We start from the raw sequence: 20,961 nt of genomic DNA on the forward strand, positions 1-20,961 counted from the left end.
CCGGGTTTCACGCGTGTCTGTGACCTGGCCCGGTCCGCACAATGAGGGGGCGGACGGGACCCGCCCACCATCCGCTCGGGGCGGGTCCCTTCCGTGTGCCACCGGGTCTCACCGCCGTCGATGCCTGTCCGCGCCGCCCGGCCGGGGCGCGGCTCCCGGTGGCGGCGCGGGCGCGCTGAATCCGGCCGGAACCGGCCGGGCGCTCGGCGCGGCCGGCACCTCCAGGGGGACGACGGTCTCCTCGCGGGGCGGGCGGGTGCGCGCTGCCGGGCGGCCGACGACGCGGGTGTGCGACATCAGCGAGGCGCAGGCAGCGCAGACCTCGGCCAGGGTCCACACCTGGCCGACCGCGGGATCGTGGCGCAGCACGAGCAGCACCGAGCCCGAGCAGTCGACCCGGGTCCCCTCGTGCGCCGCGCACCGCTGACGACGGCAGCCGCAGGCCGCGTCCGGGCGTACGGTCGCCGCTCTGACGTGGGCCGCCGCATGGGCTTCGGCGAAGCGGCGCAGGGCCGCGATGTCCCGCGACCGGGCCGGCATGCCGCACCCGGAGGAGCAGCTGACCGACGCCGTACGGTCGCGGTGACCTGTGATGCGAATAGTCCAGGTACGCCCGGGCCTGCGGGCTGATGGGGCGTCAGGGTACGCGAGAGCCAAGACCACAGTTCCTTTGTAGTGGAGGTGTTCACGCGGAGAAGGCGCTGAGTTAAGAACTACCCGTCGTGGGGCAGTTCACAGCATTTACGGCCCTCAAGTATTCGTTCGACACCGCGATACGGTCGGCGCATGTCTGACGCGCGGCTCACCACCTCCTCCTTCCTCGTCCTCGGCATCATCGACAAGCTGGGCGAGGCGAGCCCGTACGACGTGAAGGTCGAGGCCGCGCGGACGGTCGCGCCGTTCTGGTCGGTGCCGCACGCGCAGGTGTACGCGCAGTGCGACCGGCTGCTGGCGGCGGGGCTGCTGTCGCAGGTACGCCAGGAGAGCGGCCGCAACCGCCGGGTGCTGACCCTCACCGGCGAGGGCAGGGCCGCCCTGCGGGGCTGGCTCGACGACCCGGAGTTCGTGCCGGTCGAGGCCAGGGAACGCGGCATCCTCAAGCTCTGGTTCGGCGGCCCGCCCGACGTCCTCGCCCCCGTCCAGCTCGGCGAGCACGAGAAGACCCTGCACGACTACGAGGAACTCGCCGACGACGTGGGCGAGTTGCTGACCCCGGGGCAGCGCGAGGCGCTGGAGTTCGGCATCCGGTACGAGCGGATGATGGTCGACTTCTGGCAGTGGGTGCGCCACCGCGACGAACGCACGCAGGACCGTTGACCCCGACGGCGGCCGCCTCTACCGTCTCGATAGTCCAGAAGAGACCATCGAGGGCCGGGCCGAGGCCCTGAGCCAGCAGGGGGGCCGCCGTGCGTCGTCCGACGAGCAGCACATGGCGCCGCGCCACGATGATCGCGGTGACGGCCGTGTGCGTGGCGTACGCGCCGATCGCGATGACCGAACTCTGGCCCTACGCCCGCCCCGGCGCCCCCGCCCTCGGCGAGTGGGTCATGGGCCGCGTCGTCAATCCGCGCTACGTCACCGACGCCCTCGCGGGCCGCATCGCGCCCTACCGCCACAGCCTCGTCCCGATGATCGTGCACTCGGTCCTCGGCGGCGCCCTCATGCTGCTCGGTCCCGCCCAACTCCTCACCGCCGCCCGCCGACGCACCCGGCTGCACCGCACGCTGGGCGTGGTCTTCGCGGTCACGGTGTACGTCTCGATGGCAGGCGCCGCGATCTACCTGGCACGCACCGACCCGAAGGACGCGTTCAGCGGGCCCGCGTTCTGGATCGTGCTCGCCACCATCCTGGTCGGCACCGTCCTGAGTGTGACCTTCGGCATCCTCGCCGCGATCGGCGGCCTCCCCGACCTGCATCAGCGCTGGATGCTCCTCTGCTACGCCTACCTCCTCACCGCACCGCTGCTCCGCCTCGAATGGGGCTTCCTGCCAAGGCTGTTGCCCGGCCTGACCATGGAACAGATCAACCAGGTGGCGATCGCGCACCTGGGCTCGGTGGTCGTGTTCGGCGCGCTGATCGCCTCCCGCGCCCGGGACCGCCGTACGACGGTCGAGGGCGTGTCGGGTTCCTGGGCGCCGCTGCCCGTGCTCGCCGTCGCCCAACTCGCCGGGCTTGCGGCCCTGTTGTGGATCGCGCGCTCGTATCTCGACTTCGGCGCGACCGGACGGCGGCTTATGTGGGCCTATCTCCTTCCCTTCGCGGTCAGTTACGCGGTGATGGCCGTCAACGCCCGTCGCGCCGGACGTCAGGGCAGGCACTGGGCCCGGGAGGAGTGGCGGCTGCATCTGACGGCGCTGTGTCTGGCGCCGGTGCTGTCGGTCGGCGCGGCTTCCGTGTTCCAACGCGCCCTGGGACTCGACCGGTTGACGGCCCTGTCGGCCGGTGTCGCCATCGGCTGCGGCATGCTCGCGTTCATGGCGACCATGGTCGTGAGCCTGCGCGTCATGTACGCCCGTGAGCTGCTGAAGCGGACCGCGCCCGCCGCATCGGCCTCAACTGCCCGTCTGTCCACGCCGGTTGCGGAGGTCCGCTCATGACGAGCGCACCGGAGGGCGGACGTCCCCTCACGGCCGGAGTCGCCATCCTGGCCACCACCGTCGCGGTCGTGAGCCTCCTCGTCGGCGGACTCCTGGGCGCGGTGAGTCTCACCGGCCACGTCTTCGGCGCCTGGCCCTCGCCCGAGTCCGTGAGCCCGGGGCTGATCGGCGCGGCGATGCTCGGCACCGCGCCGGGCCTGTTCACCGTCGCCAAGGCGCGCCGGTGGGAGGAAGTGCGCACGCTGGTGAACCCGTTGGGGATCGTGCTCGTCGGTCTGTTCGCCGTGACGCTGCTCGACGCGGGGCGGCTGTACATCGCGCGCGGCGGCTCGATCATCCCCGTCCTGTTCAGCCTGGGCTGGCTGTTCACGCTGGGTCTGCTGAGCGTGGCCGCGCTGATCACCCTGACCTGGCAGCACCTCACCCCGGCCGGACCGCCCCCGCCCCGCACGGCCCCGCTCCCGGCCTGGTCGAAACCCCCGCTCGCCGTGCTGGGTTCGGCCTGGCTGGGCATCGGCGCGGGCCTGCTGACCCGGCCCTCCTTCTGGGCCGACTTCGTCCCCTGGGCCGTGAACCGGGTCGACGCGCAGGCCCTCGGCGTCTGGGCTCTCGCGCTGGGTGTCGGTGTCCTCGGTGCCCTGGCCGAGGACGACCTCGACCGAACTCGCCCCGCGCTCCTGGCACTTCCGGGCACGGCGATCGCCGCGGCCGTGGTGCTGGCCTTCCGCGCGTCCGCCGTGAACTGGTCCTCCGGTCCTGCCCTCGGCCTCGTCTGCATGCTGACCGGCCTGCTCGTCGCGGGGGCGAGCGGGCGCCTGCTGCTCGGTTCGGTCAGTGGGGATAGGCGCGCGGGGGCCGCTGCCGGGGCAGTCCGTCGCGGAACTCCTCGATGAGCGTGCTGACTTGGCGGACGAGCGCGGTCTTCTCCAACCGGTCGAGGTAGAGGTTGCGGCGCGCGAGCCCCGGCGCGTCCACGCAGAAGTACAGCGCCATCAGCGGATTGACGAACAGCTCACCGCCACGCGTGCGTTCGGTGAAACGGACGTCACCGAAGTCCCCGCGGACGGCCGCCGCCACCGAACCGTTGACGATGCTCGGATGCTCCGGCGTGCTCTCCTGCGCGTGCGCCACCGCGTCGAGATACAGCTGCCCCTCACGGCTCTCACGCGGCAGGGAGAACGCGCCGAGGTAGGCGCCCTCGCGATCGAGCGCGGCCAGATTCTCCAGCACCAGCGAGTGGTTGACCCCGTGATAGGCGTCCACACCGAACCCCAGACACGCCACCAGCCGCACCGGCACATCGTCGAGCCCGTTCACCGCCGCGAGGCTGACCATGTCCTCCTCCGGAGTGCCCAGCCCGTGCTCGTCGCCCCGCATCAGGATGTCGGTGCCGCCGTCCACCAGCACGACCGCGTCGACACCGCCGAGGTGCCCGATCAGCGTGCGGTAGGCGTCCCGGAGCGGCTGCACACCGGTCAGCGGGAACGCGTACACGGTCGACGGAAGGTCGTGCAGGTCGAGCCACCGCGCGAGCGACCGCTCGGGGAAGTAGTCGCCCCGGGCCTGGGTGTCGGGGCGTACGGCGGCGACCTCCCGGTCCACCCACACGTCCTGGTCGAGGCCGTACAGATCGGCGAACGACAGGTTCGCGAGGTGCACCTCCTTGCCGGCCGAGCGCAGCGCGAGGGCCAGCGGCAGCCTGGCGTAGACGTCGAATCCGCCGCCCGCACCGGCGACGAGGATCCGGCGCGCAGCGCGCAGCCGGCTGAGGAACGGGGGTTCGAGGAGGGAGAACACCGGGGGACGTTAGCAGGCCCGTACGCCATGATGGCCGGGTGGACTTCGAGCCGTACCGGGGCGAACTGGTGGCGTACTGCTATCGCATGCTGGGCTCGTTCCACGAGGCCGAGGACCTGGTCCAGGACACGATGCTGCGCGCGTGGAAGGCCCGCGACCGCTACGACCCCTCGCGCGCGTCCGTGCGGACCTGGCTGTACCGCATCGCCACCAACGTCTGCCTCACCGCGCTCGAAGGACGCGCGCGCCGCCCCCTGCCGTCCGGCCTCGGCGCGCCGGGCGAGGACCCCGGCACACCGCTCACCCCCGCGACCGACGTCCCCTGGCTGCAGCCCTTCCCGGACGCGCGCTACGACATGGAGGCCCGCGCAGACATGCGGCTCGCCCTCGTCGTCGCCCTGCAACGGCTGCCCGCGCGGCAGCGGGCCGTGCTCGTGCTGCGCGAGGTGCTGCAGTTCAGCGCCGTCGAGGTCGCCGACCAGCTCGACACCACCGTCCCGGCCGTCAACAGCACACTCCAGCGCGCCCGCGCCTCCCTCACGGACGTCGGCGACGACGACGCCATCGCCGAACCGGACGACCCCGGGGCACGCGAGGTCGTCGACCGCTATCTGCGGGCGTTCGAAGCGGCCGATGTCCCCGGCCTGGTAAGGCTGTTGGCCGACGCCGTGGTCCTGGAGATGCCGCCGGTCCCGCTCTGGTTCAACGGCACTGGGCACTACGGCGCGTTCATGCGCAGGGTCTTCGAACTCCGGGGCACCGACTGGGCGTTGAGGCCCCTGGCCGCCAACGGGCAACCGGCGCTCGCCGCGTACGCGGCGGCCCCCGACGGAGACCGGTGGCTGCACAGCCTCCAGGTGTTCACGGTCGCCGGCGGCCGCATCACCCGCAACGTCGTCTTCACCGATCCGCAGGTGCTGGACACCTTCGACCTGCCCCGACGGATTTCCTCGAACTGACCCCACTCGCGGCGATGAGTTCGGCCGACGCCACCGGTACGTACGGGTGAGCACCGACCGAAAGGACACCCATCATGAGCGTCATCGTCATCCAGTTCACCACCCTGGACGGGATCGTCTCCGACCCCGACGGGTCCGAGGGCACCCCGGACGGCGGCTGGATCCTCCGCTACGGCCGCGACGAGATCGCCGGCGACAAGTTCCGGCTGGGCAGCATGCTCGACGGCGGAGTCATGCTGCTCGGCCGCAGGACCTGGGAGGCGTTCTCGCGGCTGTGGCCGGCCCGCGACGACGAGTTCTCCGCGCGCATGAATGCCGCGGCGAAGCTGGTCGCGTCCCGCACCCTCACCGATGTGTCGGCATGGGCGAACTCGGGCGTCCTCGACGGCGACCTCGTCGACGCCGTGAAGCGCGAGGAGCGGGATGTCATCATCATCGGCAGCCTGCCCGTCGTCCGCACGCTGATGGCGGAGGACCTCGTCGACGAGTACCGGCTGATCACCTTCCCCACGGTCCTCGGCACCGGCGAACGCCTTTTCCCGGCGGGCGGGCCGCCCGTCCACCTGGAGTGCCTGGCCCTGGAGAAGGCGGCCCACACCGTGTTCGCGCGGTACGGCAGGGCAACGCGCTGACCTGCGCGAGGGGCCCGGCGGTCACGGCCGCCGGGCCCCTCGGATGCAGCTGTACGGGAGTGCTTCCACTGTGCGGAGGCGAGGATCAGGCGCCGCTCGCCCCGAGCATGTCCTCACGCTCGACGATCTTCACGCGCTCGCGGCCCTGCGGCTCGCCCAGGGCCTTCTCGGCGGCGTCCAGCTTGTACCAGCCGTCCCACGTGGTGAAGCGGACGTTCCGCTCGGCGAAGAACGCGTCCACGGACTCCGGGTCGGGTGAGACGGGGGTGTGCAGACGGCCGTTGGCGTGGTCGTCGAGCAGGTTCGCGACCGTCTCGTTGGCGTCGCCCTTGGTGTGCCCGATCAGGCCGACCGGGCCGCGCCGGATCCAGCCGGTGACGTACGTCGACTGGAGGTGCTCGCCGGTCTCCTCGATCACCCGGCCGCCCTCGTCCGGGACCGTGCCCGACTCGATGTCCCAGGGCAGCTTGGGGAGCTTGTCGGAGAGGTAGCCGACCGCGCGGTAGATCGCGGTGACGTCCCAGTCCTTGAACTCGCCGGTGCCCTTCACGTTGCCGGTGCCGTCCAGCGCGGTGCGCTCGGTGCGCAGGCCGATGACCTTGCCGTCCTCGCCGAGGATCTCGGAGGGGGACTCGAAGAAGTGCAGGAACAGCTTGTGCGGGCGGTCGCCGACATCGCGGATCGCCCAGTTCTCCAGGGTCTTCGCGACCATGTCGGCCTGCTTGTTGCCGCGCCGGGTGGCGATCGAGCCCTCGTCGTAGTCGATGTCCTCGGGGTCGACGATGACCTCGATGTTGGGGGAGTGGTCCAGCTCGCGCAGCTCCATCGGGGAGAACTTCGCCTGCGCCGGGCCGCGACGGCCGAAGACGTGGACCTCGAGCGCCTTGTTGGCCTTGAGGCCCTCGTGCACGTTCGGCGGGATCTCGGTCGGCAGCAGCTCGTCGCCGGTCTTGGCGAGGATGCGGGCCACGTCGAGAGCCACGTTGCCGACGCCCAGGACGGCGACCTTCTCGGCCTCCAGCGGCCAGGTGCGCGGGACGTCCGGGTGGCCGTCGTACCAGGAGACGAAGTCGGCGGCGCCGTAGGAGCCGTCGAGGTCGATGCCCGGTATCGACATCTCGCGGTCGGCGGTGGCGCCGGTGGAGAAGACCACCGCGTCGTAGAAGCTGCGCAGGTCGTCCAGGCTGATGTCGGTCGGGTAGTCGACATTGCCGAAGAGGCGGATCTGCGGCTTGTCCAGGACCTGGTGCAGGGCGGTGATGATGCCCTTGATGCGCGGGTGGTCGGGGGCGACGCCGTACCGGATCAGGCCGAAGGGCGCGGGCATCCGCTCGAAGAGATCGATGGACACGCCGGGTTCGGCGGCCACCTCGGACTTGAGCAGGGCGTCGGCGGCGTAGATCCCGGCGGGGCCGGCTCCGACGATGGCTACCCGCAGGGGGCGCGGCATGATCAGGTTCCCTTCGAGCGAAAACAAGCGACTCGACGGGAAGCCTAAACTAAGGCATGCCTTACTCGGTATGCGGGTCCGGTCTATGACCTCATAAGGCTGACTTATGGGGTGTCGAAGTCCGATGCATGGATCGGGCGAGTCCCGCACACGTGCGGCGGGCCGCCGGCCTCAGCCCGCCGGGCGGATGTGCACCACGTCCTGGACGACCTCCGGCGGTGTGCTGAGCAACTGGAACATCACCCGCGCGACCGTCGCGGAGGGGAGCGGTTTCATGGCTCCGACCCTGGTCAGGTAGCCGTCCGCCTCCCACACGGGCGCGGCGCGCTGCCGGTCCTCGCCGGAGAAGTTCTCGAAGAACGCGCTGTCCGAGATCGAGCCCAGGAGCACCAGCGCGACCCGGATCCCGTCGCCGCGGAGCTCCTTGTGCATCGCGGCGGTGAAGCCGTTCAGGCCGTGCTTGCCGGCCGCGTACATCGCCATCAGCGGCATGTGGTCCAGCGTGATCTCGGAGGAGATGTTGAGAATGTCACCCCCACCGGCCGCCCGCAGCAGCGGCACCGCCGAGCGGACCGTGTGGATCGGGCCCAGGAGATTGGTGCCGATGCAGGCGTGGATGTCCTCGTCGGCGGTCTCCTCGATGGCGCGGATGCGGGCCGCCCCGGCGCTGTTCACCAGGATGTCCACCCGCCCGAACCGCTCCTCGATCTGAGCGAACGCCGCGCGGACGCTGTCGCCGCTGCTCACGTCGGTCGGGATCGTCACCACCGACCCCGTCATCTCCCGGGCCGCCGCCTCCAGTCGGTCGGCGCGGCGGGCGAGCAGCACCACATCCGCCCCGTTCTCGGCGAGTTGCGCCCCGACGGCCCGTCCCACGCCGGTCGAACCTCCGCTGATCACGGCGACCTTGCCCTGCATCGTGCCTGCCATGACGGCCTCCCCGGCGAGACGGAACGAGCTCTGGCGATCGGATGAGAGGCTACCTCTCGCCATTTGAGAACGCCATATCCACAACGGAGGGCGGCAGTTGAGCCGCTCGGCGACCAAGTTTCCTGATGGGAGATGATGATTCCCCTCAGGAAACCCGGACGTTGGGAGCCCCATGGCGATGGATACCGCAGCCGCACCGCCCAAGACCACCGGCCCGGTGTTGACGACCGTTCCGGCCCCCGTCGCCGCCTGGATGCCCGGCACCCCCGGAGCCGCCCTGTGATCGCCGTCGTAGGAGCAGGTCTGATGGGCGCGGCCACGGCCTGGCAGCTCGCCCGCCAGGGCCACGAGGTCACGCTCATCGAGGCGTACGACATCGGCCACAAGTCCGGCAGCTCCCACGGCAGTTCACGGATCTACCGCCGCGCCTACGCCGACCCCCTGTACGTCCGCCTCACCGGCGAGGCCCGCGAACTCTGGCAGGAACTGGAGCACGACACCGGCGCCCAACTGCTGCGCCTCACCGGCGGATTGGACTTCGGCGCGGGCCGCGACCCGGAGGGCATCGCGGACATCCTCGCGGCAGCGGCCGTACCGCACGAACTGCTCACCGCGGCCCAAGCGGCGGACCGCTGGCCGCAGTTCCGTTTCGACGGGCCCGTGCTGCATCACCCGGACGCGGGCACGGTGGATGCCGACGCGACGGTGGCCGCCGCCGTCCGCCGAGCGGCCGAACTGGGCGCCCGTGTCCTCACCGGCACCCGCGTCACCGGAGCGGAGATCCTCAACGACGGCCGCGTAGCGCTACGCACGGACGGCCCCACCGTCGTCGCCGACACGGTCGTGGTCGCGTCCGGTGCCTGGCTGCCCCAACTCGCCGCGCCGCTCGGCCTGTCGGCGCCTCTGCCGCCCCTCCAGGTGACCCAGCAGCAGGTCTTCCACTACCGCCGCCGCGACCCCGAGACGACCAGCTGGCCCGTCTTCGTCCACTCGGACCGGCTGAACCTCTACGGCCTCCCGTCCGGCAGCGACGGCGGACCGCTCCCGGCGGTCAAGGTCGCCCAGCACGACGAGGGCACCCCCACAACTGCCGACACCCGCACCGGAGTTGTCGATCCGGCCTCGCGCGACAAGGTCAGCGCGTGGGTGGAGCGCACGCTCCCGGGCCTCGACCCGACACCCGTCGCGGAGGCGAGTTGTCTCTACACGAGCACCCCCGACGAGGACTTCGTGCTCGACCGGACCGGTCCCTTCGTCGTCGTCTCCCCGTGCTCGGGCCATGGCGCCAAGTTCACCCCGCTCATCGGCGCGATGGCCGCCGACCTCGCCCTCGGCCGCGCCGAGCCCCACCCGCGCTTCGCGCTCCGCACGGCCCGGCGGCCCGTGGCCCACCAGCCGGAATGACCGCCATGGGCACCGACCACCACGACCAGGAACCCGCGCCGCCCGACCGGGAGATCACCCGCGAACAGGCCGACGAATCCGTGGACTTGGAGACCACGCTCGCCCGCCAGGTGCGCCGCTAACGGGTCGCGGCCGGGCTCTTGGTCGCGGAGACGGCGGCCTGCACGATGCGCCCCGGCGACGCCCGTCAACTCGACGGCGAGGGCGCGCACGGCCCCCAGGAACTGGTCGAACTCCCCGTCCGCTTCCCGTCAGTCACTGCCTTCGGGGACCACGGGAGGGACTGAAACGCTCTGGTGACAGGCCCGTTGGCTCGCTACGCTGTGCGGCAGAACAGGGATCCTTCACGCGTGCGAGGCAGGGGTAGCGCGTCTCTCCGACGTGCTCATTGGAGACGCCGATGGCGTACCGATCCCTGCTGCGTGTGCCCGGCGCGGCCTTCTTCCCGCTGGGCTTCCTGGCCCGCCTTCCCTACGCGACCTCGTCGCTCGCGACCCTCGTCCTCGTCCACGCCGCCTCCGGCAGCTACGCCTTCGCCGGACTCGCCGCGGCGGCCCAGGGCATCGCCAACGCGCTCGGCGCCCCCGTCGCCGGAACCCTGGCCGACCGCCACGGCCACCGCCTCGTCGGGACACTCACCGCACTCGTCAACGCCGCCGCCCTCACCGCCCTCGTCGCGGCGAGCCACACCGGCCGCGCGAGCATGCTGACCGCCGCCGCCCTGTCCGGCCTCACCCAACCCCCGATCGGCCCCCTCGTACGGGTCCACTGGTCACGCCTGCTGCACGCCCGCGCCCGGCCCGACCTCATACCGACCGCCTTCTCCTACGAGGCGACCGCCGACGAGATCAGCTTCGTCGCCGGACCCGCTCTCGTCGGACTCCTCACCACCCTCGGCCCGACAGCACCGACCGTGGCCGCCATCGCCCTTCTCCTCCTGGCCACCGTGCCCTTCGCCCTGTCCCTGACCCAGGGGAGCACCGAGGACCGCACGGGCACGCGCACGCCGCGAACTCCCCTGCCCCGCCTGCCACTTGCCGCGATGTGCCTCGCCATGGCCGCGATGGGCGCGGTATTCGGCGCCGTACAGACCGGCGTCACCGCCTACTCCAACGAGAGCGGTCACCCGGGCAGCGCCGGACTCCTCTACGCCGTCTTCGGCATCGGCAGCGCGATGGCTGGCGCCGCTTGCGCCTGGCTCCCCGCGCGCTTCGGCCTCCGCCGCCGGTACGTGACCTTCGCGGCGACACTGCTGCTGGGCACGCTGACTCTGGTCGCAGGAGAGCGGCGGCAGGTACTCCCCGCCGCCATGGCCGTCGCCGGAGTGACCGTGGCGCCGTACCTGATCAGCCTCTACGCCCTCACCGAACGCCTCGCGCCCGCCGACCGGGCGACCGTCGCCCTGACGATCCTGTGCGCGGGCGGCCCGCTCGGCACCGCGACCGGGCAGGCACTCGCCGGATACCTCGCCGACAGGCACGGCAGCGCGGGCGCGTTCCTGGTGGCGCCGGTCGCGGCGGCAGCGGCGTTGCTGCTGGCCGTCGCCGCGGTCCTCGCGCACTCCGCCCGGACCCGGAGATGAACGCGAGGGGACCATCCGCGGGACCGGCCCGGTATCCGTTGCCGTCGCGCGCAAGACACCGGAGTCTTGTCGGAGGTGCCGGGCCACGAGGAGGACACGCGATGGGGACGAGCGGCGACACACCGGATGCCGAGCGGCGACGGCTGGCCGAGGCGGACGATTCCGGGGTGCCCTGGCGCCGTTGGGGTCCCTATCTGAGCGAGCGCCAGTGGGGGACCGTACGGGAGGACTACAGCGAGAACGGCGACGCCTGGTCGTACTTCACCCACGACCAGGCCCGCTCCCGCGCCTACCGCTGGGGCGAGGACGGCATCGCGGGCGTCAGCGACGACAAACAGCGGCTGTGCTTCGCGCTCGCCCTGTGGAACGGCCGCGACCCGATCCTCAAGGAGCGGATGTTCGGCCTCACCAACTCCGAGGGAAACCACGGCGAGGACGTCAAGGAGTACTACTTCTACCTCGACAGCACACCCACCCACTCGTACATGAAGTACCTCTACAAATACCCGCAGTCGGAGTTCCCGTACGAGGACCTCAAGGCCACCAACAGGGCGCGTGGGCGCGGTGACTTCGAGTACGAACTCCTCGACACCGGCATCTTCGACGAGGACCGCTACTTCGACGTGTTCGTCGAGTACGCCAAGGCCGGCCCCGACGATCTGCTGATCGAGATCACCGCGCACAACCGCGGCCCCGACGAGGCACCCCTGCACCTGCTGCCGACCCTGTGGTTCCGGCACACCTGGTCCTGGGCGGGCGGTACCGCCGTACCCTCCATCCAGCAGCAACCCGACGGCCATCTCCGCGCCGACCACGAGGAGTTGGGCCCGCGCTGGCTGTACTGCGACGCGGACGCGGAGACCTTGTTCACCGAGAACGACACCAACAACGAGAAGATCTTCGGCAGTCCGAACGCCTCCCCGTACGTCAAGGACGCCATCGACCGGCATGTCGTCGGCGGAGAGACCGGAGCCGTCAACCCCGACCGGACCGGCACCAAGGCCGCCGTCCACCACGTGCTCACCGTCCCGGCCGGCCAGAGCGCCACCGTCCGCCTCCGCCTCACCGCCGCCGAACTGCCCGACTGGACGGGCGACTTCGACGCGGTCATGACCCAACGGCGCGCGGAGGCGGACGAGTTCTACGACGGCGTCACCACCCCCGACACGCCCGCCGACGAACGACGCCTGGTGCGGCAGGCGTTGGCCGGGATGCTGTGGAGCAAGCAGTACTACTACCTCGACGTCGAGCGCTGGCTCTCCGAGCACGGCCTCGACCCGCTCGCCTCCGACCCCCGGGTGCGGAACAGCAACTGGTACCACATGGTCAACGACGAGATCATGTCGATGCCGGACACCTGGGAGTACCCGTGGTTCGCGGCCTGGGACCTCGCCTTCCACACCGTCGCCCTGTCGATGGTCGATCTCACCTTCGCCAAGGGCCAGTTGGACCTGCTGCTGCGCCGCCTCTACCTCCACCCGAACGGCCAGATCCCGGCGTACGAATGGAACTTCGGCGACGTCAACCCGCCCGTCCACGCCTGGGCCACCCTGTTCCTCTACGAGCTGGAGAAACACCGCACCGGCAAGGCCGACCGCGCCTTCCTGGAGAACGCCTTCCAGAAGCTGATGAAGAACTTCAGCTGGTGGCTCAACCGCAAGGACACCGACGGCAACAACGTCTTCCAGGGCGGCTTCCTCGGCCTCGACAACATCGGCGTCTTCGACCGCAGCGCCCCGCTCCCCACCGGCGGCCACCTCGACCAGGCCGACGGCACCGCGTGGATGGCGCTGTACTGCCAGAACCTCCTGGAGATCGCCATAGAGCTGGCGGTCGACAACTCCGTCTACGTCGAGCAGGCCCAGTCCCTGTTCGAGCACTTCGCGTGGATCGCCGTCGCCATGAACCGCATCGGCGCCGACAACGCGAGCCTGTGGGACGAGGAGGACGGCTTCTTCTACGACGTGCTGCGGCTGCCCGACGGCACGGCGACCCGGCTCAAAGTGCGCTCCCTCGTCGGCCTGATCCCCCTCGCGGCCACCAGCCTGGTCGGCGGCTGGGCGGACCGGCGCTTCCCTGAACTGGTCTCGGGGGCACGGGAGTTCATGGAACGCCACCCGGCCGTGGAGGCGACCATCTCCTCGCACGAGGCGCTGGGCCCGAACGCCGACGGCCGCTATCTGTTCGCCCTGTTCGGCGAGGACCGGCTGCGCCGCATCCTGTCCCGCATGCTCGACGAGGGCGAGTTCCTCGGCCCGCACGGCATCCGCTCCCTCTCCCGCCACCACGCCGAGCACCCGTACACCTTCGAGGTGCACGGGGAGTCGTACGGCGTCGGCTATCTGCCCGCCGAGTCCGACTCCGGGATGTTCGGAGGCAACTCCAACTGGCGCGGCCCCGTGTGGTTCCCGGTCAACCTGCTGCTGATCCGCGCCCTGTTGAACCTGCACGCCTTCCACGGCCCGGAGTTCACCGTCGAGTGCCCGACCGGCTCGGGCCGACAGCTCACTCTCTACGAGGTCGCCCGCGAGATCTCCGACCGGCTCACCGCCACCTTCCTCAGCGACGCCGACGGGCACCGGCCGGTGCACGGCGCCCAGGCCAAGTTCGCCAAGGACCCGCACTGGAAGGACCTGATCCTCTTCTACGAGTACTTCCACGGCGACAACGGCGCCGGCCTCGGCGCCTCCCACCAGACCGGCTGGACCGGCCTGTCCGCGGTCACCGCCACCCTCTTCCACACCCTGGGCGACCAGGAGTGGTCGACGCGGGGCCGCGAGAGCCTCCGCCCGACCGGCGACCGAGAGGAGCCCCTGTCATGACGGCCTGGCCCGAGCACCCGGTGATCTACGAGATCAACACCCTGATCTGGCTGGGGGAGTTGAGCACGCGTTACGGCCGCACCCTCACCCTCGGCGAGGTCCCGGATCCCGCCTGGGACGAGGTCGCCCTCCCGGGCGTCGACGCCGTCTGGCTGATGGGTGTGTGGGAACGCAGCCCGGCCGGACTGGAGATCGCCCTGCGCGACGAAGCCCTCCAGGCGTCATTCCGGGCCGCGCTGCCCGACCTCCGCCCGGAGGACGTCGTCGGATCGCCGTACTGCGTCCGCGACTACGTCGTGGACGCGTCCCTCGGCGGCCCGGCGGGACTGGCGGCGGCCCGCGCCCGACTCGCCTCCCGTGGCGTCCGGTTGATCCTCGACTACGTCCCCAATCATGTGGCCCCCGACCACCCCTGGCTGACCGAACGCCCCGGCTGTCTCATCCAGGGCACTCAGGACGACCTGGCCCGCGACCCCGCCGCCTTCCTCGAAGCCGGCGGCAAGGTGTTCGCCCGGGGCCGCGACCCGTACTTCGCGCCCTGGCCCGACGTCGTCCAACTCAACGCGTTCAGCGAGGAGTTGCGCACGGCCGCCGTCGACACCCTCGCCTCGATCGCCGACCAGGCCGACGGCGTCCGCTGCGACATGGCCATGCTGCTGATGACCGACGTCTTCACGAAGACCTGGGGCGAACGGGCCGGCACGGCACCGGCCGAGGACTTCTGGCCGTACACGATCCCCAAGGTCCGCGAACGCCACCCCGACTTCCTCTTCGTCGCCGAGGCGTACTGGGACCTCGAATGGGCCTTGCAACAACAGGGGTTCGACCACTGCTACGACAAGCGGCTCTACGACCGGCTGCTGCACGAGGACGCGGAGTCGGTGCGCGGCCACCTCCAGGCCGACGTCGGCTACCAGCGCGGTCTGGTCCGCTTCCTGGAGAACCACGACGAACCCAGGGCCGCCGCCACGCTGTCACCCGAGCGGGAACGCGCGGCGGCCGTCACCATCGCCACCCTGCCCGGCGCGACGCTCTGGCACGAGGGCCAGTTCGAGGGGCGACGGGTGCGCCCGCCGGTCTTCCTCGCCCGGCGCCCGGAGGAGCCCGTCGACAAGGAACTCCAGGCGTTCCAGCACCAGTTGCTCGCCGTCGTCGCCTCCTCAGGCCTGCGTACGGAGGGGGAGTGGCAGCTCCTCGACTGCACGGGCTGGCCGGACAACCCCACCCACGAGAACCTGGTCGCCTGGTCCTGGACCACCGCGTCCGGCCGCCACCTCGTCGTCGTGAACCTCTCCGAACAGCCCGCACAGGGCCGGGTCCGCCTCCCGTGGCCCGATCTGCGCGGCGGCACGCGCCAACTCGCCGAACTGCTGGGCGACATGACCTACGAGCGCGACGGTGACGAACTCGTCGACCCGGGCTTGTTCGTCGCGCTGGAGGCGCTGCGCTGGCATCTTGTGACCGTGCTGCCCTGATCTTGACCTGTGGCCAACTGGTGAAGGATTGACGGGAGTTGTGAAAGGTGACAAGAATTCGGCTTGCTTCGCCGTGTCTACGCTGAGCGAAGCGTCGCGAGCGGTCCGGTAGCGCACGCCATCGATCGTTTCCTTCAGTGTGCCCGCCGCTCGCGCTCTGCCACCTCCCACACCTTTCACCATTCTTCGAGGCTCACTTTGTCACGTTCGCACCATCTCAGATCCCTGTCCGCCCTCGCCGCCACCGCGTTCGTCGCGGCCGCCGCGCCCGTGCTCGCAGCCGGTCCGGCGAACGCCGCCGAGAGCGGCGGCTGCCAGTCCGCCACCGTGCAGTACCGCATCGTCGGCGCTGACGGAAACGTCGTGGGCGCGGACTGGACCTCGCAGGGCGGGTTCCTCCAGTGGGACACCGTCCCGGGCACCGTCGAGGTCCGGCTCGCTCCCGACCAGAGCGTCGGGGACAGCTGCAAGTACCCCGTCTCGCTCGCCGAGTACACCGCCGAGGGCCCCAACTGGTACACCTCCGGCCATCAGACCATGGTCGACAAGGCCACGGTCTACCTCACCGCGAAGGACGTCGCCGGCGCGGACGACGCCCAGCACACCTGGCAGCAGCTGAAGGTCAAGTCCCCTGACTGCTACGGCCAGATCGACCTGTACGGCGACGACGTCACATACGACGGCGGCACGGGCGAGGGCCACGGCCCGCTGCCGTACGAGCCCGACAACATCATGACGCCGTACCACCTGATAGCCGCCTGGAACGGTGGCGACAAGGAGTGCACCACCGGCACCCCGGAGTCGCCCACCCCGACGCCGACGCAGCCCGCCTCGGCGCCGCCCGCGACGCCGTCGACCCCGGCCGACAGCACGCCTCCCGCCGAGGAGTCGACCCCGCCGGCCAGCCCCAAGCCGTCGACGACGCCTCCCACCTCCGCGCACGTGCCGCCGCTGAAGTCGTCGCCCTCGCCCACTCCGAAGGCGACGCCGAACGGTGGCAACCAGCCGCTGGCGGAGACCGGTTCGAACGCGCCGGTCGGCCTCATCGCCGGCGGTGCGGCCCTGGTGATCGCCCTCGGTGGCGGTGTGGTGTACATGGCCAGTCGGACCCGCCGCTCGTCCTGACCCAGGCACCTCCTGCGTGAACTGACCGCCCCGCCCCGTGAGTTGACACGGGGCGGGGCTCACGTGTGCTGTCGGCGGGCCGGGTTCACCCGCCTCCGGCCATCACTCACGGCCGCGGCCAAGGACGCCCGCCGAGCCGTTCGATGTCGGTGTTGAAGCGTCGTAGAAAGGCAGCGAAGGCGTCGATGTCCTCGTCCGACCAGGCGTCCATGATCTGGTCCAGGGACTGGACGAGACCCTCGCGTTCCTCGTCGAGCATCCGCGCGCCCAGGTCCGTGATGCGGAACTTGCGGGCCATGCCGCCCTGCGGGTCCGGGATGCGGTCGACCAGTCCGGAGCGCATGGCGGCCGCCGTCTGCCGGTTGAGGGTGGACGTGTCGAGACCGAAGGCGTCGCTCAACTCGCCGATGGACATGGGGCCTTGGATGCGGATCCGGCTCAGCAGGATGTAGGCGCTGCGCTCCAGCACACCGTCCTTGCGGCGCCCGCCCTTGTGCGACAGAAGCCCGTGCCGGCTCAGGAGCATCTGCTCGTACTCGATCTCGCGCGTGCGCCTGTCCATCGGTCCGCTGCCTCCTGCTTCCTGCCGACGCCGCCACCGTGTCCTGCGCTCGGGGCGGCACGGCCCATCCTCCCACGACCGTATGCATCAGCCAGATGGCATGGCCGATACATACGATGTGTACGATGCATATTCGTTCACGTCCCGACCGAACAGACATGCCGAGGAGTCCCGTCATGGACGCCCCCCAGCCTTCAGCCCGCGCAGGCGGCGTGGTCGCCACGCTGGCCTTCGCCGGCACCACCGCGGCGATCATGCAGACGCTGGTCACCCCGCTCATCGCCGACCTGCCGGAGATGCTGCACACTTCGTCCTCGAACGCCGCGTGGGTGATCACCGCCACACTGCTGGTGGCCGCGGTCTGCGTGCCGGTCGTCGGTCGCCTCGGCGACCTGGTGGGCAAGCGCCGCATGCTGCTCGCCTGCTCCGTCCCGCTCATCGTGGGCTCGGTGGTCTGCGCGCTCTCCTCATCCGTCGTCCCGATGATCGTGGGCCGCGGACTGCAGGGCATGGGCATGGGCATGGTCCCGCTCGGCATCGCCCTGCTGCGGGACGTCGTACCGCAGGAGCGGCTCAGCCCCTCCATCGCCCTGGTCAGCGCGTCCATGGGCATCGGCGGCGGCCTCGGCCTGCCGATCGCCGCGGCCATCGCGCAGTACGCCAACTGGCGTGCCCTGTTCTGGGGTTCGGCCGCACTCGCCATCGTGGTCGCCGCGCTGATCTGGTTCCTGATCCCGGACGTACCGGCCGCCGCCAAGGGTCAGCGCTTCGACGCGCCCGGCGCCCTCGGCCTCGCCGTCGGCCTCGTCTGCCTGCTGCTCGGCATCTCCAAGGGCGCCGACTGGGGCTGGGGTTCGGCCACCGTGCTCGGCCTGTTCGCCGTCGCGATCGTGGCCTTCCTGGCCTGGGGCGTCTGGGAGCTGCGCACCAGTGACCCGTTGATCGACCTGCGGACCACGGCCCGCCCCCGCGTCCTCATCACCAACATCGCCTCGGTCTTCGTCGGCGTCGGCATGTACTCCAGCATGCTGGTGGTCCCGCAGCTGCTCCAGTTCCCCGAGGCCACCGGCTACGGCCTGGGTCAGTCGATGCTCGCGTCCGGCCTCTGGATGGCGCCCGGCGGCATCATGATGATGATCGTCTCCCCGCTCGGCGGGAAGCTCACCAACGCCCGCGGCCCGAAGTTCACCCTGATCAGCGGCGTCCTGGTCATCACCGCCGGCTACGCCCTGTCGATGGGCCTGATGAGCTCCGCGTGGGGCCTCATGGTCGTCTGCATCGTCATCAACAGCGGCGTCGGCCTCGCCTACGGCGCGATGCCCGCCCTCATCATGAGCTCGGTCCCGCTCTCCGAGACCGCCGCGGCGAACGGCTTCAACACCCTCATGCGCTCCCTCGGCACCTCGATCGGCGCCGCGGTGATCGGCGTGGTCCTCGCCCAGATGACCACCACGGCGAACGGCTACACCTTCACCTCCGAAGGCGGCTTCCGTACGGGCCTGATCATCGGCGGCGGCGTCGCACTGCTCGCGGCGCTGGTCGCGGCGGCGATCCCCGCCGTACGGCAGACCGCGGCGGACGAGGAGAAGGCGCAGCCGGTCGTGGCGCTCGAAGACGCCGGGGTCGAGTCCTGACCCGACCGTAGCGAACACGCGGGGTCGAACTGCCCGGCACCGAGGGACCGTTGGACCGGTTCGCGGGGTCGGGCAGTGTGCTGTCCTGATGTCAACTCCCTATGCGGGGCGCGGCTTTTGCGGTGAGTCGGCCGTGGTCGGGTCAGTGCTGCGGGCCGAGGCGCTGGAGTGCGTCGTTGAGCTGGGTTGCGGTGAGAGCGGGGAGGGGAGCTGGGGGCCAGGCGTCAAGGCCGGGGTCACGATTAGATGAGCGCACTGATCGAAAATGCCAACAGCAACGACCTTGTATAGACAATTTCAGCCAATTATGGACCTCTGTAGAGATCGCCTTCGCAAAATGGTGGCGCTCCGAATCCCCTCAGGTCCCCACTACCACTCAACTATTCGAAGCTGAAGCCGGTTCGAATTGAAGGCTCGGCTGGTATTATTTCCTCTTCGATCTAAAAAATCGAGATGCGGGTATCGGGGGATGGGGGACCAATGGCGAACGAGGACGATCTCTTAGGTCGACTGCCCGTGGCCGGCCCCACCCGGGCGGCCAACCGCAGGAAGGTCCTTCTCGCCGTGGCGATCAAATCCGGCACCCAGGCCGACATCGCGCACCGCACCCTGCTCTCGCAGGCCACCGTGTCGGCCGCGGTCCGTGAACTCGCGGAGGCCGGCCTCGTGCCCACCGCCAAAGAGCGCGGCAAGGTCTGCCTCTCAGGCGTGAACGATGTAGGCGTGGGCGTGCACCTCGGGTTCAACCACATGACCGTGGTCGCCCGCAGACTCGACAAGGAATTCGACCAGGTGACCTCGCGGGTCAGCTCGGAGGGCGTCAGCAGGAGCTGGTCCCGAGCTCTGCCCGAGGTCAGGCAGATGATCGATGAGGCGATCGAAGGAACGGGGCGGAACCGCTCCGACGTGTTCTCCCTCGGCATCGCCGTACCCCGGATGATCAACCCGCGCACCGGCGGCTTCACGCCGCCGATCCTGCCGCCCTGGCGGGCGGGCGACGATCCGGCGAAAGACCTGGGCGAGTGGCTGGGCGTGCGTGCTTTCATCGACAACGACGCCAACCTCGGCGCGTTGGCCGAACAGACCTACGGCACACGGGAAAACGCGGAAACGGTGGTCTACGTGAAGGCGTCGACGGGTGTCGGCGCCGGCATCATCGTGCACAACAGCGTGCTGCGGGGCCACGGCGGCATGGCAGGGGAACTGGGTCACCTCACCGTGGACCCGGACGGTGCGGTCTGTCAGTGCGGTGGACGCGGCTGCCTGGAGACGGTGATCGGCGCCGAGGCCCTGATCGCGCAGGTGCGTGCCGCGCGGGCCCGCAACAGTGTGCCCGCACCGGAGACGCTGGAACAGGTCATCAGAGCCGCCCAGACACAGGACGCGGTCTGCATGCGGGTGATCCACGACGCCGGCCGACGCCTGGGGCAGTCCCTGGCCCAACTGTGCAACCTGCTCAACCCCGACCTCGTCGTCATCGGTGGGCAGCTCGCCCAGAGTCCGCTGCTGCTGGAGGGCTGCAAAGAGTCCCTGCGCCGTTTCGCGCTGCCCGGCGCGGTCGCCGAGGACTCCAAGTTCGTCATCGACCTCAGCGAACTGGACACCCGGGCCGAAGCCCAGGGCGCTTTGATCCTCGGCCTTCGCGGCATGGAGCACGCGGCCAACAACACCTAGACACCCGACTGTCGACCTCGTATCTCACCCGCCGAGGGCGCTTACCGAGACGCTCGATGGCGAACATGCCGCGCGAGCACCTCTCTTCTTCGATATGACGCCGAGGACCCGATGTCACTGCCGCACTCGTTCAAATGAGTGAGCGCGGTCTATCGAATGAGCCAACCTTCCGTCAGTGGACCCGTTGGCGAGACCGGAAACTCTTCTGCCACTAGATGACAGCGGCGGGAACGACCAGGCCGGAGCACCTGCGATCGTGGGCCGGTTCGGCACCTGGAGGGGCGCGAGCATCGCTACACTTTTGCCCCGACGACGCCG

At 70.4% G+C, this 20,961-nt stretch carries 17 protein-coding genes; 12 read left to right on the forward strand and 5 right to left on the reverse strand.

Annotated features, from left to right (window positions below; translation table 11 throughout):
- Window positions 1-108 precede the first annotated feature (108 nt).
- Window positions 109-540: a hypothetical protein gene (locus OHT77_RS42555; protein ID WP_328833727.1), complete on the reverse strand. Its 432-nt coding sequence runs from the start codon at window positions 538-540 to the stop codon at window positions 109-111.
- Between the two features lie 246 nt (window positions 541-786).
- On the opposite strand from OHT77_RS42555, the gene OHT77_RS42560 reads away from it, so the two are divergent.
- The 3 genes from OHT77_RS42560 to OHT77_RS42570 all read left to right on the forward strand — a co-directional run bounded on the left by OHT77_RS42560 (window position 787) and on the right by OHT77_RS42570 (window position 3,490).
- Window positions 787-1,317 (forward strand): PadR family transcriptional regulator, encoded by a 531-nt coding sequence (locus OHT77_RS42560; RefSeq protein ID WP_328833728.1) that lies wholly within the window; start codon window positions 787-789, stop codon window positions 1,315-1,317.
- A gap of 89 nt (window positions 1,318-1,406) precedes the next feature.
- Entirely contained in the window at window positions 1,407-2,597 is a 1,191-nt protein-coding gene (locus tag OHT77_RS42565) for a DUF2306 domain-containing protein (protein ID WP_328833729.1), read from the forward strand.
- Entirely contained in the window at window positions 2,594-3,490 is an 897-nt protein-coding gene (locus tag OHT77_RS42570; protein ID WP_328833730.1) for a hypothetical protein, read from the forward strand. The genes OHT77_RS42565 and OHT77_RS42570 overlap by 4 nt, the downstream gene beginning before the upstream one ends.
- On the opposite strand, the gene OHT77_RS42575 is transcribed toward OHT77_RS42570, so the two are convergent.
- A complete protein-coding gene (locus tag OHT77_RS42575) occupies window positions 3,429-4,394 on the reverse strand; it encodes a DUF1152 domain-containing protein (protein ID WP_328833731.1) in 966 nt (321 codons plus the stop codon). The two genes, OHT77_RS42570 and OHT77_RS42575, sit on opposite strands and share 62 nt — an antisense overlap.
- A 38-nt stretch (window positions 4,395-4,432) precedes the next feature.
- Between OHT77_RS42575 and OHT77_RS42580 the strand changes: the two genes are divergently transcribed.
- Together OHT77_RS42580 and OHT77_RS42585 are read left to right on the forward strand one after the other, a co-directional pair.
- Window positions 4,433-5,353: a sigma-70 family RNA polymerase sigma factor gene (locus OHT77_RS42580; protein ID WP_328833732.1), complete on the forward strand. Its 921-nt coding sequence runs from the start codon at window positions 4,433-4,435 to the stop codon at window positions 5,351-5,353.
- Between the two features lie 74 nt (window positions 5,354-5,427).
- Window positions 5,428-5,985, forward strand: coding sequence for a dihydrofolate reductase family protein (locus OHT77_RS42585; protein ID WP_328833733.1), 558 nt, complete (start codon window positions 5,428-5,430; stop codon window positions 5,983-5,985).
- An 85-nt stretch (window positions 5,986-6,070) separates the two neighbouring features.
- Here OHT77_RS42585 and OHT77_RS42590 read toward each other — a convergent pair whose 3' ends face one another.
- The gene (locus tag OHT77_RS42590) at window positions 6,071-7,435 is read right to left on the reverse strand and encodes an FAD-dependent oxidoreductase (RefSeq protein WP_328833734.1); all 1,365 of its coding nucleotides are present in this window, start codon (window positions 7,433-7,435) and stop codon (window positions 6,071-6,073) included.
- Window positions 7,436-7,606: 171 nt separating this feature from the next.
- Window positions 7,607-8,365 (reverse strand): SDR family oxidoreductase, encoded by a 759-nt coding sequence (locus tag OHT77_RS42595; RefSeq protein ID WP_328833735.1) that lies wholly within the window; start codon window positions 8,363-8,365, stop codon window positions 7,607-7,609.
- 279 nt (window positions 8,366-8,644) lie between these two features.
- On the opposite strand from OHT77_RS42595, the gene solA reads away from it, so the two are divergent.
- From solA to OHT77_RS42620, 5 genes are all read left to right on the forward strand, one after another.
- Window positions 8,645-9,769: an N-methyl-L-tryptophan oxidase gene (solA, locus tag OHT77_RS42600; protein WP_328833736.1), complete on the forward strand. Its 1,125-nt coding sequence runs from the start codon at window positions 8,645-8,647 to the stop codon at window positions 9,767-9,769.
- A 400-nt stretch (window positions 9,770-10,169) separates the two neighbouring features.
- A complete protein-coding gene (locus tag OHT77_RS42605; protein WP_328833737.1) occupies window positions 10,170-11,351 on the forward strand; it encodes an MFS transporter in 1,182 nt (393 codons plus the stop codon).
- Window positions 11,352-11,452: 101 nt separating this feature from the next.
- Window positions 11,453-14,173: an MGH1-like glycoside hydrolase domain-containing protein gene (locus tag OHT77_RS42610; RefSeq protein ID WP_328833738.1), complete on the forward strand. Its 2,721-nt coding sequence runs from the start codon at window positions 11,453-11,455 to the stop codon at window positions 14,171-14,173.
- A complete protein-coding gene (locus OHT77_RS42615; protein WP_328833739.1) occupies window positions 14,170-15,648 on the forward strand; it encodes an alpha-amylase in 1,479 nt (492 codons plus the stop codon). The genes OHT77_RS42610 and OHT77_RS42615 overlap by 4 nt, the downstream gene beginning before the upstream one ends.
- Window positions 15,649-15,846: 198 nt before the next feature.
- Window positions 15,847-16,773, forward strand: a complete 927-nt coding sequence (locus OHT77_RS42620; RefSeq protein ID WP_328833740.1) for a hypothetical protein — start codon at window positions 15,847-15,849, stop codon at window positions 16,771-16,773.
- A gap of 106 nt (window positions 16,774-16,879) precedes the next feature.
- Here the strand turns inward: OHT77_RS42620 and OHT77_RS42625 are convergent, their stop codons facing one another.
- Window positions 16,880-17,335 carry a MarR family winged helix-turn-helix transcriptional regulator gene (locus tag OHT77_RS42625; protein ID WP_328833741.1) on the reverse strand — a complete coding sequence of 152 codons (456 nt, stop codon included), beginning with the start codon at window positions 17,333-17,335 and terminating at the stop codon, window positions 16,880-16,882.
- A 176-nt stretch (window positions 17,336-17,511) separates the two neighbouring features.
- Here OHT77_RS42625 and OHT77_RS42630 point away from each other — a divergent pair, with 176 nt between their 5' ends.
- Window positions 17,512-18,969: an MFS transporter gene (locus tag OHT77_RS42630; RefSeq protein ID WP_328833742.1), complete on the forward strand. Its 1,458-nt coding sequence runs from the start codon at window positions 17,512-17,514 to the stop codon at window positions 18,967-18,969.
- Window positions 18,970-19,449: 480 nt separating this feature from the next.
- Window positions 19,450-20,643: an ROK family transcriptional regulator gene (locus OHT77_RS42635; RefSeq protein ID WP_328833743.1), complete on the forward strand. Its 1,194-nt coding sequence runs from the start codon at window positions 19,450-19,452 to the stop codon at window positions 20,641-20,643.
- The last annotated feature ends 318 nt before the right edge of the window (window positions 20,644-20,961 follow it).

The sequence above is a fragment of the Streptomyces sp. NBC_00252 genome, assembly GCF_036187565.1.
In the GTDB taxonomy this organism is placed as follows: Bacteria; Actinomycetota; Actinomycetes; order Streptomycetales; family Streptomycetaceae; genus Streptomyces.

Excerpts from the sequence above, each read along its gene's own strand:
- OHT77_RS42555 (WP_328833727.1), bottom strand. The coding sequence starts at position 540 with ATGCCGGCCCGGTCGCGGGACATCGCGGCCCTGCGCCGCTTCGCCGAA.
- OHT77_RS42560 (WP_328833728.1), top strand. The coding sequence starts at position 787 with ATGTCTGACGCGCGGCTCACCACCTCCTCCTTCCTCGTCCTCGGCATC.
- OHT77_RS42570 (WP_328833730.1), top strand. The coding sequence starts at position 2,594 with ATGACGAGCGCACCGGAGGGCGGACGTCCCCTCACGGCCGGAGTCGCC.
- OHT77_RS42585 (WP_328833733.1), top strand. The coding sequence starts at position 5,428 with ATGAGCGTCATCGTCATCCAGTTCACCACCCTGGACGGGATCGTCTCC.
- OHT77_RS42590 (WP_328833734.1), bottom strand. The coding sequence starts at position 7,435 with ATGCCGCGCCCCCTGCGGGTAGCCATCGTCGGAGCCGGCCCCGCCGGG.
- OHT77_RS42595 (WP_328833735.1), bottom strand. The coding sequence starts at position 8,365 with ATGGCAGGCACGATGCAGGGCAAGGTCGCCGTGATCAGCGGAGGTTCG.
- OHT77_RS42605 (WP_328833737.1), top strand. The coding sequence starts at position 10,170 with ATGGCGTACCGATCCCTGCTGCGTGTGCCCGGCGCGGCCTTCTTCCCG.
- OHT77_RS42610 (WP_328833738.1), top strand. The coding sequence starts at position 11,453 with ATGGGGACGAGCGGCGACACACCGGATGCCGAGCGGCGACGGCTGGCC.
- OHT77_RS42615 (WP_328833739.1), top strand. The coding sequence starts at position 14,170 with ATGACGGCCTGGCCCGAGCACCCGGTGATCTACGAGATCAACACCCTG.
- OHT77_RS42625 (WP_328833741.1), bottom strand. The coding sequence starts at position 17,335 with ATGGACAGGCGCACGCGCGAGATCGAGTACGAGCAGATGCTCCTGAGC.
- OHT77_RS42630 (WP_328833742.1), top strand. The coding sequence starts at position 17,512 with ATGGACGCCCCCCAGCCTTCAGCCCGCGCAGGCGGCGTGGTCGCCACG.
- OHT77_RS42635 (WP_328833743.1), top strand. The coding sequence starts at position 19,450 with ATGGCGAACGAGGACGATCTCTTAGGTCGACTGCCCGTGGCCGGCCCC.